This is a genomic window from Bradyrhizobium sp. CCBAU 25338 (genome assembly GCF_028128965.1).
Classification (GTDB): domain Bacteria; phylum Pseudomonadota; class Alphaproteobacteria; order Rhizobiales; family Xanthobacteraceae; genus Bradyrhizobium; species Bradyrhizobium liaoningense.
Genome location: NZ_LFKY01000043.1, coordinates 873116 through 887157, shown reverse-complemented (window position 1 = coordinate 887157; position 14042 = coordinate 873116). Strand labels below are relative to the sequence as shown.

General features: G+C 66.0%; 9 protein-coding genes. 3 read left to right on the top strand and 6 right to left on the bottom strand.

All coding sequences use genetic code 11. The annotated features are described in order from the left end of the window. Nucleotides 1–10 precede the first annotated feature (10 nt). On the top strand, nt 11–205 hold the full coding sequence (locus tag ACM42_RS37900; protein WP_061883519.1) for a hypothetical protein: 195 nt from the start codon (nt 11–13) through the stop codon (nt 203–205). 361 nt (nt 206–566) lie between these two features. Beyond that, the gene (locus ACM42_RS37895; RefSeq protein ID WP_271533531.1) at nt 567–2888 is read left to right on the top strand and encodes a molybdopterin guanine dinucleotide-containing S/N-oxide reductase; all 2322 of its coding nucleotides are present in this window, start codon (nt 567–569) and stop codon (nt 2886–2888) included. 245 nt (nt 2889–3133) lie between these two features. On the opposite strand, the gene ACM42_RS37890 is transcribed toward ACM42_RS37895, so the two are convergent. After that, nucleotides 3134–4111 (bottom strand): helix-turn-helix domain-containing protein, encoded by a 978-nt coding sequence (locus ACM42_RS37890; protein ID WP_271533530.1) that lies wholly within the window; start codon nt 4109–4111, stop codon nt 3134–3136. A 344-nt stretch (nt 4112–4455) separates the two neighbouring features. Between ACM42_RS37890 and ACM42_RS37885 the strand changes: the two genes are divergently transcribed. Then, complete coding sequence (locus tag ACM42_RS37885) at nt 4456–7335, top strand: ATP-binding protein (RefSeq protein ID WP_271533529.1); 2880 nt, start codon at nt 4456–4458, stop codon at nt 7333–7335. 129 nt (nt 7336–7464) lie between these two features. Here the strand turns inward: ACM42_RS37885 and ACM42_RS37880 are convergent, their stop codons facing one another. The 5 genes from ACM42_RS37880 to ACM42_RS37855 all read right to left on the bottom strand — a co-directional run bounded on the left by ACM42_RS37880 (nt 7465) and on the right by ACM42_RS37855 (nt 14035). Then, on the bottom strand, nt 7465–8415 hold the full coding sequence (locus ACM42_RS37880; RefSeq protein ID WP_271533528.1) for an alpha/beta fold hydrolase: 951 nt from the start codon (nt 8413–8415) through the stop codon (nt 7465–7467). Between the two features lie 15 nt (nt 8416–8430). After that, the gene (locus ACM42_RS38555; protein WP_333922770.1) at nt 8431–9387 is read right to left on the bottom strand and encodes a heme-binding protein; all 957 of its coding nucleotides are present in this window, start codon (nt 9385–9387) and stop codon (nt 8431–8433) included. 82 nt (nt 9388–9469) lie between these two features. Continuing rightward, nucleotides 9470–10171, bottom strand: coding sequence for a type 1 glutamine amidotransferase domain-containing protein (locus ACM42_RS37865; protein WP_271533527.1), 702 nt, complete (start codon nt 10169–10171; stop codon nt 9470–9472). Nucleotides 10172–10365: 194 nt separating this feature from the next. After that, complete coding sequence (locus ACM42_RS37860) at nt 10366–11073, bottom strand: hypothetical protein (protein ID WP_271533526.1); 708 nt, start codon at nt 11071–11073, stop codon at nt 10366–10368. Between the two features lie 118 nt (nt 11074–11191). Then, the gene (locus ACM42_RS37855) at nt 11192–14035 is read right to left on the bottom strand and encodes an ATP-binding protein (RefSeq protein ID WP_271533525.1); all 2844 of its coding nucleotides are present in this window, start codon (nt 14033–14035) and stop codon (nt 11192–11194) included. Between the last annotated feature and the right edge of the window lie 7 nt (nt 14036–14042).

The following is a 14042-nucleotide window of genomic DNA, read 5'->3' as shown; positions in this document are numbered from 1 at the left end:
GGAGAGCCGAATGAACGACGGACAGGATCATCTTGCAGGCCTGCTCGGACGCGCGGCGATGGACGTGTGGGGCGACATGCCTCGCGACATCCAGGAGGCGCTGTTCGAGACCGCCATGAAGGGACGCCCGACGGAGCGTGAGGAGCTCGCGCGGTTACTGCACGAGCGGCATCCGCGCACGCTTCATCCGGCTCGGCCAGGCTGACGCAGCGGGGCGGGAACGATCGCGTGAGCTCCTGATTGGCACGCGGATGCTGCCAGGCCCCGCCAGCATGACGCATTCGCTCGGTGCGGGCTCCGGTGCCCGGCGAATGCCGACATAGACGATCGCCTCGCAACGAACTCTCCTCGCCGACGCAGCGACACGAAGGGCAGTTCGGGCAAGTCCCCCGGCTCTCGACCGGTGCAGGTCAGTCCTATCATGGTCGGGAGGTGCCTTAGCGACGCCACGGCTGGCATTGCGCGGGGCAGGCCAGCGTTTCCGTCAACGCTGATCTCGACGACGTCCGGAGCGGATCGGTATATTACCACCTCGATTGCGCCAGTACCGGAACAAGGATCAGACCATGGACGATACGATTGGCTTTCCCGACCCTGGTCTCGACCTGTCGGACGGCTTCAAGCCGCATACCTCGCATTGGGGCGTCTTCTCCGCGCGTCAGGGCGCGGCCGGGCTGGAGGTCAGGGCCTATGCGGGCGATCCCGATCCGAATGGCATCATCGACAATTTCCCCGGCGCGCTCCGCCACCAGGCGCGCATTGCCCAGCCGGCGGTCCGCCGCGGCTGGCTGGAGCGCGGGCCGGGCCCCGACGATCGCCGCGGCCGCGACGAGTTCGTCTCCGTCAGCTGGGAGAAGGCGCTCGATCTCCTGGGGGACGAACTGGCACGCATCCGCGACACGCGCGGGCCGGGCGCCGTGTTCGGCGGCTCCTATGGCTGGTCGAGCGCCGGCCGCTTCCATCACGCCCAGAGCCAGGTGCATCGCTTCCTCAACATCGCGATGGGCGGTTACGTTCGCTCGGTGAACTCCTATTCCTCCGGAGCGTCCTCGGTGCTGCTGCCGCAGGTCCTGGCGGGCTACGAGGACATCACCAAGCGCAACGTCACCTGGGAGCAGATCGCTGATAACACCGAGATCGTGCTGGCATTCGGCGGCATGGCGCTGAAGAACTCCATGGTGGCCGGCGGCTCGATCAGCAAGCATGTCGAGCGCGGCGCGATGGCGGCTGCGCGCCGGCGCGGCTGCGAGTTCATCCTGGTCAGTCCGCTCCGCGACGATCTGCCGGTCGAGGCCGGCGCCGAATGGGTCACCTGCGTGCCCGGTACCGACACCGCGCTGATGCTCGGCATCGTCCACACGCTCGTGAGCGAAAGCCTGCACGACCAGGCCTTCCTCGATCGCTACACCGAGGGCTGGCCGGTCTTCCTGCGCTATCTCACCGGCGAAAGCGATGGGCAAGCAAAGCATGCCGAATGGGCCGCCGCTATCTGCGGCGTCGAGGCGGATACGATCCGCAAGCTGGCGCGGCGTCTTGCCCGGAAGCGCGCGCTCATCACCGTCTCCCATTCGCTTCAGCGCGCCGAGCATGGCGAGCAGCCGGTGTGGATGGGCATGGTGCTGGCGGCAGCCCTCGGCCAGATCGGCCTTCCCGGCGGTGGCTACGCCTATTCGTTGGGTGCGATCGGCTATTACGGCCGCCGCGTCAACGACGTGCCGGGGCCGACGCTGGGGCAGGGCCGCAACGGTGTCGCGGATTTCATCCCGGTGGCGCGCATCGCCGACATGCTGCTCAATCCCGGCAGCACCTATCGCTACAACGGCGAGACGCGCACCTATCCGGACATTCGTCTGGTCTACTGGGCGGGCGGCAATCCCTTCCATCACCACCAGGACATCAACCGCTTGCGCAAGGCGTTCGCGCAAGTAGACACTTTCGTCGTGCACGAACTCGCATGGACCGCCACAGCCCGTCATGCCGACATCGTGCTGCCCTCGACGATGACGCTGGAGCGCGAGGACATCGGCTATTCCAGCAACGATCCGCTCATGGTCGCGATGCACCGGATCGCCGAGCCGTTTGGGCTCGCGCGCGACGACTACGAGATTTTTGCCGATCTCGCCGACCGTCTCGGAGCGCGCGAACCCTTCACCGAAGGACGCACGTCGCGGCAGTGGCTGAAACATCTCTACGAGCCGACTCGCGCATCGCTGGCCAAGCGCGGCCTCGAAGCCCCTGATTTCGACGAATTCTGGGCGCGCGGCAGCCTGGTCGTGCCCCAGCAGCCCGATGACGGTGGCCGGCTGCGCCGCTTCCGCGACGATCCGGTCAATCACGCCCTGCCGACGCCGAGCGGGCGGATCGAGATCTTCTCGGCCAAGATCGCAGGTCATGGCGATGCGGATTGTCCCGGCCATCCGGTCTGGCTCGACAAGACCGATACGCCCAAGCCCGGGGCGCCGTGCTTCCTCGTCGCCAACCAGCCGGCGACGCGCCTGCACAGCCAGCTCGATTTTGGCGGACATTCGCTTGCCGCAAAGCATCGCGGCCGCGAGGTCGCGCGCATGAACCCGGTTGATGCGGCCGCGCGTGGCATCAAGGACGGCGACATCATTCGCCTGTTCAACGAGCGCGGCGCATGCCTCGCTGCCGTCCACGTCACCGACGGCATCGCGCCCGGCGTGGTCCAGCTTCCGACCGGTGCCTGGTACGATCCGATGGATCCCGAAGACGAGGCGCCGCTCTGTGTCCACGGCAATCCGAACGTGCTCACCCGCGACATCGGCACCTCCTCACTGGCGCAAGGTTGCACCGGCCAGCTGACGACCGTCGAGGTAGAGAAGTTCACCGGCAATCTGCCGCCGATCCGGGCGTTCGATCCGGTGTAGGGGCGTCAGTATTGCACTTTCGTGCCCCGGACGCAGCGCAGCGTCTCTTCGACGATGCGCTGCAGAGCCGGGGCCCATCTCACCGCAAGCTACCGTGGAGCGTTCTGGGTCCCGACTCTGCGCCGCAACGCTCGCGCGTTGCAGCTCGTCTGGGACACGAGGACTTGCAGCGGCGAGATCGGGAGCAGCAAACAAGTTGAGGCACACGCCTCGGGGTCCCTGTCGTCCGTCGCTCGCCGGATCAGCTATGCGGCGGCGCTGGCAATCCAATCCCGCTCCGGAGGCGCGTGCCGCCTCGGCCGCGCTTCGACCTCGAGCTGTCCGTCCACGTTGGCAAGGCGCCAGCGCGCCGGAGATTGACCGCTGATGCGCTTGAAGACGGTCGAAAAATGCGCCTGCGTGCTGAAGCCCACGGAAAGGGCGATCTCCGCCAATGGCCGCTCGGTGGTCGCGAGCAGCGTCTTGGCATGCTCAACCCGCTGCGTCAGCAGATATTCGCGGGGACGATAACCGGTCGCGGCGCGGAATTGCGCCGCAAAATGCATCCTGGACAGGCCGGCGACATTGGCGAGCTCGGACAGGCTGATACAGCGGTCGAAATGATCGGCGATGTGCTGCTCGACCCGCCGCAACCGCCATTTCGGCAAGGCATTGACCTTGACGCGCGGCAGCTCCATCCGGGTGAGATGCATCGCCAGGGTCTGGCCGATGCAGCTTGTAAACTCCCGATCCGCGGCATCACCATGCTCGATCAGAGCCTTGGCGAGCTCGGCGGCGAGCGGATCGCGCAACAGCACGAGATCGTTCAGCCCATCGGCCTGCGCTCGAAGATGGTCCGTGGAGATGTGGACGTGCAGGAATGCGCACGGCGACTGGAATTGTGCGCCGAGCGGCTTCGACGGGGCGGTGACATAGAGCGACCCCGCCGGCATGGCACCTTCGAAGACGATCCGGCCGCCGCGTGTCAGCTTCGCACGCGTGGCTTTCAGGGCAATGCCGACAAAATAGCGATCGTCCGGCGTCGTCGTTTCGTGCGACGAGTTGCTCCGCGGGTCATCCCATCGCGAGATCGTGATGTCTTCGATCATGCCCTCCGGAGTGCGATCGATCTGGCGCCATTGGCTCTCCCGGGCGATCGCCTGTGTGGGGCGAAGACCCTCGTGATCCTGCGGGGCGACCGGAAAATCAACCCAGGCATGCGCCACGTGCAAGTTGCTCGACATCGTTCGTCCTCTCCTGGTTTTGCCGTTGCTTGCAACGACCGGAAGGCGCGCAAACCAATGCTTTCCATGTTGAGAGGATAAACGTGAGCTGGCCAGGACGCCCGTTAGTGGTGATTAGGAACTGTTAGATTCTGTGGGTGTGGACCAGGTGTGACAGCTCGTCGCAGAGGGGCTGGTTAGGGTCAATTTGTCATGCATTTGCGCAGACCGGAGCAGCCTGAGGAGAGCGCATCGCGTAGACCGACGCGCCGGTGCGAGACCGCTGCAATGCCTTCACTGGACCTCGCAGCGGCGCCTTGTATAGTTGCGCCGCGTTTCGAAGAAGCAGGCAAGATGAGCGCGATGTGACCGAGCTTTCGGCAGGACATGGCCGCGGTAGCGGCGACACTGGTCCGATCCTTGATCTCGATGCCGTCTCGTTCGGACCGTTCTCGCTCCGCTCGCGGCTGCTGGAGAAGGACGGCGTGCCGGTCAAGCTCGGAAGCCGGGCGATGGACATTTTGCGCCTGCTCGTCAGCCGTGCCGGCGAGGTGGTGCCGAAGAACGAGATTCTCAGCTACGCGTGGTCCGGCCTCTCCGTCGAGGAGATCAGCTTGCGGGTCCATGTCGCGGAGCTGCGCAAGGCGCTCAGCGACGGCAAGGACGGCGCCCGCTACATCACCAACATCCCGAGCCGAGGCTATTGCTTCGTCGCGCCCGTGCGGCGTGGCGAACGTGCAGAGCCGCCTGTGACCGCGTCGCGGCCACCCGAAACATCCGCCCCGCCACCGGCTCTGCCGCGTCGCCTGGATCGGATGGTCGGGCGGGACGACGTCGTGGCCGATCTGGCAACGCGCCTGCTCCGTAATCGCTTCGTCACGCTGCGGGGGCCGGGCGGCATCGGCAAGACCACCATTGCTGCCGCGCTCGCGCATGACATGTGCGACAGGTTCGAGGGCAGCGTCCATTTCCTCGAATTCGGTCCGCTGCAGGACGCCGCGCTGGTCGCGAGCACGGTTGCCGCCGCGCTGGGCCTCGTCGTGCATCACAACGATCCCGCAGGCAGCATCGTCAATTTTCTGCGCGGCCGACGGCTGCTGCTCGTTTTCGACAGCTGCGAGCACGTCATCGACGAGGTCGCGCGTCTCGCAGAAGCCATCTACCGTGAGGCGCCTGGCGTCGCTATCCTCGCGACCAGCCGCGAGTCGCTGCTGGTGGAAGGGGAGCAGATCTTCGAGTTGGCCCCCTTGCCGGGTCCGCCGCAGGACGCCCGCCTTAGCGCCGGCGAGGTGTTGAACTATCCCGCTGCGCGTCTGTTCGTGGACCGCGCCGTCGCGGCGGGCCATCGGGACGACATCACGGACGAGGATGCGGAGGTCCTGGTCCGGATCTGCGGCAAGCTCGACGGCATCGCGCTCGCGATCGAGCTGGCCGCCGCGCGCGTCGGTCTCTACGGATTGCGCGAGATGGCGGCGCTGCTCGACAGCCATCTCCAGCTCGAATGGCGCGGGCGGCGAACGGCGCCGCCGCGCCAGCAGACGCTCGGCGCCACGCTCGATTGGAGCTTTGGCCTGATCGGCGAGAGCGAGCGCATCGTGTTTCAGCGCCTCGCCGTCTTCGCGGGCCCCTTCACGTTACAGGGGGCGGTCGCGGTGGCGGCTGACGCGGCGACGGCGGAGGATCGCGTCGTCCATGCGCTGGAGCAACTCGTGGTCAAGTCGCTGGTATCGGCGCAGCCGGACGGCGCGTCGCGGCGCTATCGTCTGCTTGATGCAACGCGTGCCTATGCCATGCAGAAGCTGGCCGACGGCGGCGAGGCCGATACAATCGCGCGCCGTCATGCCGTATATGTTCAGCGAACGCTCGAAGCCGGCATGACGGAGCCGGGCAGCCGAGACCAGGCGTCCCGCGCGCAGGAGCGGGCGGGCCTGCTCGCCGACGCCCGCGCGGCACTGGCATGGAGCTACGCCAATGCTGACGGCGCCGGCCTGCGCGTGCCGCTCACGGGTAGCTGCACGAGGCTGTTCGTCGAGCTCAATTTGCTGAACGAAGCGCGCATATGGTCCGATCGCACACTCGCGGCGCTCGATGAGGCCGAGCGGGGCGGCAGATGGGAGCTCGAGCTCCAGTCGACGCTCGGTCACGCCCTCATGTTCACCGAGCGCAACAGCGAGCAGGCGGAAGCGGCGCTCAGGCGTGGGCTGGAGATTTCGGAGGCGCTCGGCGACCACGCCAATACATTCCGGCTACTGTCGCGGCTCAATATGTTCTACCGCCGGACCGGCGGCTATCGGCATCTGGTGCCGACTGCGCGCCACGCCGAGCGGATTGCCCACCTGATCGGCGATACCGCAGGCGTTGCCGGCAGCAAGGCGCTCCTCGGCGTGTCCTATCACCTCGCCGGGGACCAGCTCGAGGCGCAGGCTCATCTCGACGAGGGCCTGCGCGACGACGCCGCGCTGCGTGGCACTCAACCCGGGCATTTCGCCTATTCGCGTACGCCGCAGATTCCGCTTGCGCGCGTGCTATGGCTGCGCGGCTTTCCCGATCGTGCGCTCGAATGCATCCGCCCGCTCGTCGGCGCGTCAGCGCCGCGCGACGCGGTCATGCATTGTATCGCATTATGCTGGTCCGCCTCGGTGTTCGGCTGGGTTGGCGACTGGTCCTCCGTCGAGGCCATGACCGGTCGCCTGGCGAGGCATGCGAACCTGCACGGGCTCGTTCCTTACGAAGCCGTCGCGAGCGGCTTTCGGGCGCAGAACATGATCGCCCGCGGCGAGGTCCCCGGCGGCATCGACCTGTTGCGGACTGCGCTCCCACGTCTGCACGCGGATCGCTACGAACTCTACGCATCGGCGTTCGCTGCCGATCTGTCCAAGGGATTGGCGGCACTCGGACGGCTGCCGGAAGCGCGAGAGGTGCTGCACGAGACCATTGCGCGGATCGAGCAGGAAGGCGGCGCCTTCGACATGCCGGAGCTGCTCCGTTTGCGGGGAGAGCTCGAGGCGCATGGCGGAGACCTCGCAGCTGCCGAGGCAAGTCTGGTCGCGTCGGCGACGCTCGCCGAGCACCAGGGCGCATTGTCCTGGCAGTTGCGAACCGAGATGTCGCTGTCGCGGCTGCGAGACCGGCAGGGTGTGCCAGATTCGCTTGAGCGGCTCGCCAGCACCTACGCCCGATTCTCCGAGGGGTTCGAGACCGCCGATCTCAGGGCGGCACGGCTGATGCTGAATCAGCCGGCCTGATCACACGCGGTCGGAAATCCCGAGCTTAAAGCGCGATGCGATTAGGATGAATCGTCATCGCGGCGCTTTAGGTTGTTGTTTAAGCATGATCTTTTCGGAAAACCGCTGCGCACTTTTCCGGATCATGCTTTAGCCCTTGTCCAGGCGCGCAAGGAAGTCGCGAACGAGCGCGGCGATCTCGTCGGTGGCTTCATCCAGCGCGAAGTGGCCTGCCTCCAGGATGTGAACCTCGGCATCCGGCACGTCGTCGCGATAGGCCGTGGCGCCGGCGACCTTGAAAGACGGATCGTATTTGCCCCAGACCACCAGCGTCGGCGGCCGCGTCTTGCGCAACCAGTCCTGCCATTTGGGATAGGAGGCGACGTTGGTCCGGTAATCCAGGAACAGCGTGGCCTGGATCTCGGCCTGGCCGGGACGCGTCAGGAACGCGTATTCGTCGTTCCAGGTGTCGGGGTCGTAGCGTTCGGGGTGCGGACTTGAGCCGAGATGTCGCTGACGCGTCGCCGCCAGCGAGGTGAAATTGGCCTTGAGCGCCTCGAGCTCGTGTGCCGGGTCGGCCCAGTACCTGCGACGCGCCTCCCAGAGCGGGCTCAAGCCCTGCTCGTGCGACACCGCATTCTGGATGATGATTCCGCGGACACGTTCGGAATGCGCCAGCGCCATGCGGAAGCCGACAGGACCTCCGTAGTCCTGCATGAACAGGACGTATTTGCCGAGACCGAGCTTCGCCGTGAGCTCTCCGATCACGCCGGCGATGTTGTCGAACGTATAGGTGAATGCGGACGGCGGCGGCGCGCTGCTGTTGCCGAAGCCGGGATAGTCAGGTGCAATCACGTGATATCTGTCGGCGAGCAGCGGCAGCAGGGGCTCCCACATCCGCGACGAGGAGGGGAAGCCGTGCAGCAGCAGCACGGTCGGTGCGTCGGCGGGGCCGGCCTCGCGGTAGAAGATCTCGAGGCCCTGGATATCGACGGTGTGATAGCTGATCGAACGCCGGCTCGATCGCAGGTCTTGTGCCGAGGCGTGCACAGTCGTGCAGGCCAGGGCCGCCGAGAGTGCAAGGGTAGCTGGAACCTTCATGTCATTGCTCCGATGTCACGCTGCGGCCCGACCGTCCGCGGCGGCGCTTCGGCGCGCAGCCGCCTCCGCGCGCCGGACGACGTCCGTGAGTTCGGGTGTGAAGCTTTCGTCGTCGTCCTCGATGTGTCCGGTCAGCCGCGCGGTGATCTCCTGGAACACCCAGCCGTTGCCGTCGGGATCGCTGAACGAGGCGTAGGAGGCATAGCTCTTCCGCTGCGGATTGGGGCCGGCCGCGAGATCGCTCGCACTGGCATGGTGGAATATGCCGACGGGATCGTGGAATGGCTCGCTGACTGCGATGCCGCGGCGGCGCAGGTCGGCACATGCGGCTTCGATGTCGGACACGATCAGATGGAGCCCCTGCAGCGAGCCGTGCGCCGCCGTGGTCAGGTTGCTGCCAAAAATCACCGAACACCCGGAGCCCGGCGGAGTGAACTGGATGACGCGATAGTTGTTCGTGCCGGCGTAGTCGATGTCGAGCCGCCAGCCGAGATCGGCATAGAAGCGCTTGGCCCGCTCGACGTCCGAGACCGGAAGGACGACGACCTCGAACTTCATGTCGAGCGTATCAGTGGCTACGGGTTCGTGGAGCCCCGCTTCGAGTATGTCGACGTCCTGCTCGACGGTACCGCCGCTGATACCGATGCCGGCGACAAGCTGTCCGTCGATGTGCAGCGGCGCTCCACCGCCCATCGAGCAGAATCGTCCGCCCGCAACACCCATCAGTGGGAACAATGGCTGTCCGGGTTGCACCATCGGGGAAAGCTCGGTGGTTCGAAGCCCGACCAGCGCGGACGTGTAGGCCTTCCGCTCCGACAGCTCGAGCGAGAAGGCCGGCGCGCCGTTCATGCGGTGCTTGAGAACGGTGTTGCCGTGAATGTCGATGATGCAGATTGCAACCGGTATCTTGGCTTGTACCGAGTGCGCTTCGATGCGCTCTGCGATCGTCTTCGCGTAGGAAAGCAAGTCCATGATCGTGTCCTCTTGAGAGATGTTCCGCGGCGTCGTGAGGCGCCATCGCCGGCGCCTCACCAGATGTGACCGCGGCCGGGATTTACGAAGCCTTCGCCATCGGCTTGCCCCTGAGGGCAGCCAGCAGCGCCTGCGCGGCCGGACCCGACGAATGTGGGTTCTGGCCCGTGATCAGCAGGCCGTCGCTGACGACATGGGGCAACCAATTGGCCTTCTTCGAGAAGGTCGCTCCGAGGCGGAGCATCTCGTCCTCGACCAGGAAGGGTACCACCTTGGTGAGTCCGACTTCCTCCTCCTCGCCATTGGTGAAGCCGGTCACCTCCCTGCCCTGGACCAGCGGCTTGCCGTCCGGGGTCTTGACGTGGCGCAGCGCGGCCGGTGAATGGCAGACGATCGCGACGTGCTTGCCGGCGGCAAGGAAGGACTCGATCAGTTTGACCGAGTTCGGGTCTTCGGCGAGGTCCCACAAGGGGCCGTGGCCGCCGGGGTAGAACACCGTGTCGAAATCCTCCTGCCTGATGCTGTCGAGGCGAAGCGTCTTGTCGAGCTGTGCTTCCGCCGCCGCGTCCTTCTCGAAGCGCAGCGTCAGGTCGGTGCGGAACTCGGGCTCGTTGCTTTTGGGGTCAAGCGGCGGACGTCCGCCCTTGGGCGAAGCGAGCGTGATCTCCGCACCGGAATCCTTGAACACGTAGTAGGGCGCAGCAAGCTCTTCGAGCCAGAAGCCGGTCTTGCGTCCGGTGTTGCCGAGCTGATCGTGGGAGGTGAGGACCATCAATACTTTCATAACTGTTCTCCTTGGGTGCCGTTGCCGCGATGACGCGTTCCAGCGAGGTGGAGACGCATCAGCCTGGGTCTCGTTCGAGCACACGTCGTTCGTTGCTCGCGAGTGCAGTCTGCCTCCGAGGCCGTCTGTTGGCTCGTTATGTATTGTTAGGCGTTGAGAGGCAGAGTAGCCGCCGCTCCCGCGGGGGCTCGTCCCTACTCGAAGACGGCGTCGAAGATCTCGACGTCCATCAGCACGGGCTTGGCGATTACCGTTCCGTCAGGCTGCAGCGTCTGCACGCGTCGAAGTGTCGGCACTACGATGCCGCCAAAGCTGTCATGAGCCCATGAGTAGTGCGCGACCTTGTTTCCGAAGAGATCGTGGTCCGTCCGCCGTTGCAGGGCGCTCTCGTCGAAATAGAAGATCTGTTCAGGCGCGAGCGTGATGAGGTGCGGGGGGAATTGTGCCCGAAGCCGCCGCCACGTCTCGGCGCCCTCACGCCAGGGCGGCAGCTCCTCGACCGTGACATCGGGATCGGCGAGCAGGAACGGGCTGGTCAGATAGTTCCAGATCGCGACGCCGCAGAAGAAGACAAGATGCAGTTCGTCCGCAAGCGCAGGCAAGCCGGCCTCGGTAAACGCGAGGCTCGGGTTGCGCCAGGTCCGCAGGACTTCACCATCCAGGCTCTCGATCGTAATCGCGTCGGGTTGAAAGGAGCCGGCGTGTTCGCCTCCGGTGATGCCGGTGAACCGGAGCGATTGCGCGCGGGTCGAGCCTTCCGCAGTCACGTCCTTGAATTCCCGGGCATGTCCCGCGCTGGAGAACAGCGATCCGCCGACGGAAAGGTGGAGCGTAAACCGGTTCAAGCTGTTCCAGTGGGCCAAGCCGCCGCTGGCATCGATTACGTCGTCAAGAAGCGCCATGTCCCGCCATATCCACCATGAAGTGTCGCCACCATGGCGGGGCGTAGGCGGCTTGGCGTGTTAGAAGTTGTTAGGAGTTGCGAGCGCGCGTGTCGGCGGTATCTCGTTGAAGATGCTGTCAATTCAGGGCGGCGAGGAGGCCCTTTGCGGCGACCAGATCGCGGGTCTGCAGCCCCTCTTGGTAGCGCGCGACGAGCGGGGCGAGCAAGTCGCGTGCGTCGCCGGCCTTTCCGGCCTGGCGCCAGATGCGGCCGAGGCTGATCGCGCCGCGGAGCTCCCAGCCGACCGCGCATTGGCGCTGCGACAGATCCAGCGATTTACGCAAGCAGCTCTCGGCCTCTACCGGGTTGCCCGACCGGGCGAGGATGTCGCCCTTGATCCTGAGCATCTCCGGCATGTCAAAGGACTCGCCATGATCGGGGATCTGGGCGATCGCCTCGTTGATCGCCTGCAAGGCTTCGTCGGACTGGTTCTGGGAAGCGAGACCCTCCGCGAGCGCCGTCGCAAACACGGTCGTCATGATCCGGTGCCGTGTCGCGTACAACGTGGCCTGACTGCGGCGAAGGTGCTCGATGCCTGCGGCAACGTCGCCGCGGCGCAGCAGCAGCTCGCCCTTCTGGCCGATGCCGACCGCGTGATAGGGGCCGAGGAAGTGCCGCGCCGAATGGTCGATCAGCCGCTCGATCAGGATTTCGGCGTTGTCCCAGTCGCCGACCCAGAGGAACACGTAAATCGTCCAGATCAGGGAGATGCCGAGGGTCAGCGGCTGTTCGAGCAGCTCGGCCTCGCGAACGGTGTATCTGGCGGCCTCGACCGCACGCTCGGGCCGGCCGGTGAGCCAGAGTCCGCGCGCCAGCGCCACCAGCGCGACGATGCGGTCGTCATACCCGAGATGGCCGATGTTCAGCCGTTGCGAGCCGGGATTGTGCACCATCGCGCTCTCACAGAACCGAATCGCCTTGTCCTGGTTGCCGATCAGATGATGCGCCACGCCCAGCATCCATTCGACGTTCAGCGTGGCGGCGGGATCGTTCAGTTTTCGCGCAACGCTCTCGCCCTGCTCGCCGATTCCGAGCGCGCCGTGAAAGTCTCCGACCCTGGTGAGATAGATGTGCAATCCGCGGAGCAGCCAGAGCTGCCAGTGCAGGTCATCGAGCTCCCGGGCAAGCTCGAGACTGCGCGTGAATGACGACCGGACCGCTTCGGTATTGCCCTGCGTGAACATCACGGAGACGCCGAGCGCGGCCTGCAAGGTCATCTCCTGGCGGCCGTCCACGGCATTCGTATCGAGCGACGCCAGAGCCTGCCGGGTCCAGCGGTAGCATTCCGTCAGCAAGGTCAGTTCCAGGAAGAACTGCGCCGCCGAGGCCGCCAGATCCACGCCGATCGTCCGATCGCCGCTCTCCGAAAAGCCGAAGGTCAGTGCGGCCCTGACATTCGGCAAATGGTCGGCATAGGGAAGGAAGCCGCCCGCGCTTTGCATGCCCGTGGATTTGAGGGCGATGTCGTGCAGGAAGTCGCGGAAATACTCGGCGTGGGCGCGCGCGACCCGGTCCGCTTCCCCGTTCTCGACGAGCTTGTCCGCGGCGAAGGCGCGGGTGGTGTCGAGCAGGCGGTAGCGCAGCCGCCGCTCCGCAGGCGAGGTCGCGATCAGGGATTTGGACAGCAGGTTCGAAATCGCCTCGGCGGCTTCAGGCTCGCTGATCCCCTGGCAGGATGCGACGGCAAGCGCGGCCTCCAGCGTGAACGGCCCGACGAACACCGACAGGCCGCGCAGCGTCGCGCTTTCGGCCGGCGGCAGCAGGTCGTAGCTCCAGGCGAGCGCCGCGCTCAAGGTCTGATGCCGCGGAATTGCGGTGCGCCGTCCCCGCCACAGCAGCGAGAAGCGGCTGTCCAGCAGCGAGGCGGTCCCGGCAATGCCATAGGCGTTCACGCGTCCGGCCGCGAGCTCGATCGCGAGCGCAATGCCGTCCAATCGCCGGCAGATCTCGGCGACGAGCGGCGCATCCTCCTCCCGCAGTTCGAATTCGCTCAAACTCTCGGCAATGCGTTCCACGAAGAGCTGGCTTGCGGGATAGGCAAGGATGTCAGCGATGCCGAGCCCGTCGCGCTCCGGCGGGCAATCCAGCGGAAACAGCCGATGGACGCGTTCACCTTCTGCGCGAAAGGATTCGCGGCTGGTGGCCAGGATATGCAGCTGCGGTGCCTCGCGCACGAGGTGCTCGGCCAGAGGGGCGAGTTCGTCGAGGATGTGCTCGCAACTGTCGAACACCAGCAGGATGCGCCGGCTGCGCAGGACCGTCAGCAGGCCCGGTATCGGGTCCTCGGAACTGACGGTCAGGCCCAGCGCGGCCGCAATGGTTCCGGGGACGAGCCGGGCATCCGTCAGCGCGCCGAAATCGACGAAACACACCTGGCGGTCGAAGGCCGCGAGTTCGCCCTGCGCGACAGCGAGTGCGACCGACGTCTTGCCGATCCCGCCGGGGCCGACGATCGTGACGAAGCGATGCTGGGCAAGCTCGGCGGAAATCCTCTCGACGGCACCGTCCCGGCCGATCATCTTCGCGAGCGGCGAGGGCAGCGAGGGGGGCGAAGCGGCGGGCGGGCTCGTCCGGCTCTCCGATGCTGCAGGCCGGAGCAGCGGAGCCGTGAAACAATAGCCGCGTCCCGGGACGTTGACGACGTAGCGGGAGCCCCCGCCCGCATCGCCCAAAGCCTTGCGCAGCGTCGTGATGTGGAAACGCAGGCTGCCTTCGTCCACGTTCACGTCGGCCCAGATGCGCTTGATCAGCTCCCGCTTGTCAATGACCTCTCCGGCGCGCTCGGCGAGAAAAATGAGGATGTCGAGCGCACGGCCGCCGAGGTGAAGCGGGGCGCCGTCCTTTTCGAGTAGCCGCGATTTCACGAACAGGCGGAACGGCCCGAAGGCTATGACCGAATCCTGCTCGTTAGTGTCCGGCACGGGCCAA

Excerpts from the sequence above, each read along its gene's own strand:
- ACM42_RS37900 (WP_061883519.1), top strand. The coding sequence starts at position 11 with ATGAACGACGGACAGGATCATCTTGCAGGCCTGCTCGGACGCGCGGCG.
- ACM42_RS37895 (WP_271533531.1), top strand. The coding sequence starts at position 567 with ATGGACGATACGATTGGCTTTCCCGACCCTGGTCTCGACCTGTCGGAC.
- ACM42_RS37890 (WP_271533530.1), bottom strand. The coding sequence starts at position 4,111 with ATGTCGAGCAACTTGCACGTGGCGCATGCCTGGGTTGATTTTCCGGTC.
- ACM42_RS37880 (WP_271533528.1), bottom strand. The coding sequence starts at position 8,415 with ATGAAGGTTCCAGCTACCCTTGCACTCTCGGCGGCCCTGGCCTGCACG.
- ACM42_RS38555 (WP_333922770.1), bottom strand. The coding sequence starts at position 9,387 with ATGGACTTGCTTTCCTACGCGAAGACGATCGCAGAGCGCATCGAAGCG.
- ACM42_RS37865 (WP_271533527.1), bottom strand. The coding sequence starts at position 10,171 with ATGAAAGTATTGATGGTCCTCACCTCCCACGATCAGCTCGGCAACACC.
- ACM42_RS37860 (WP_271533526.1), bottom strand. The coding sequence starts at position 11,073 with ATGGCGCTTCTTGACGACGTAATCGATGCCAGCGGCGGCTTGGCCCAC.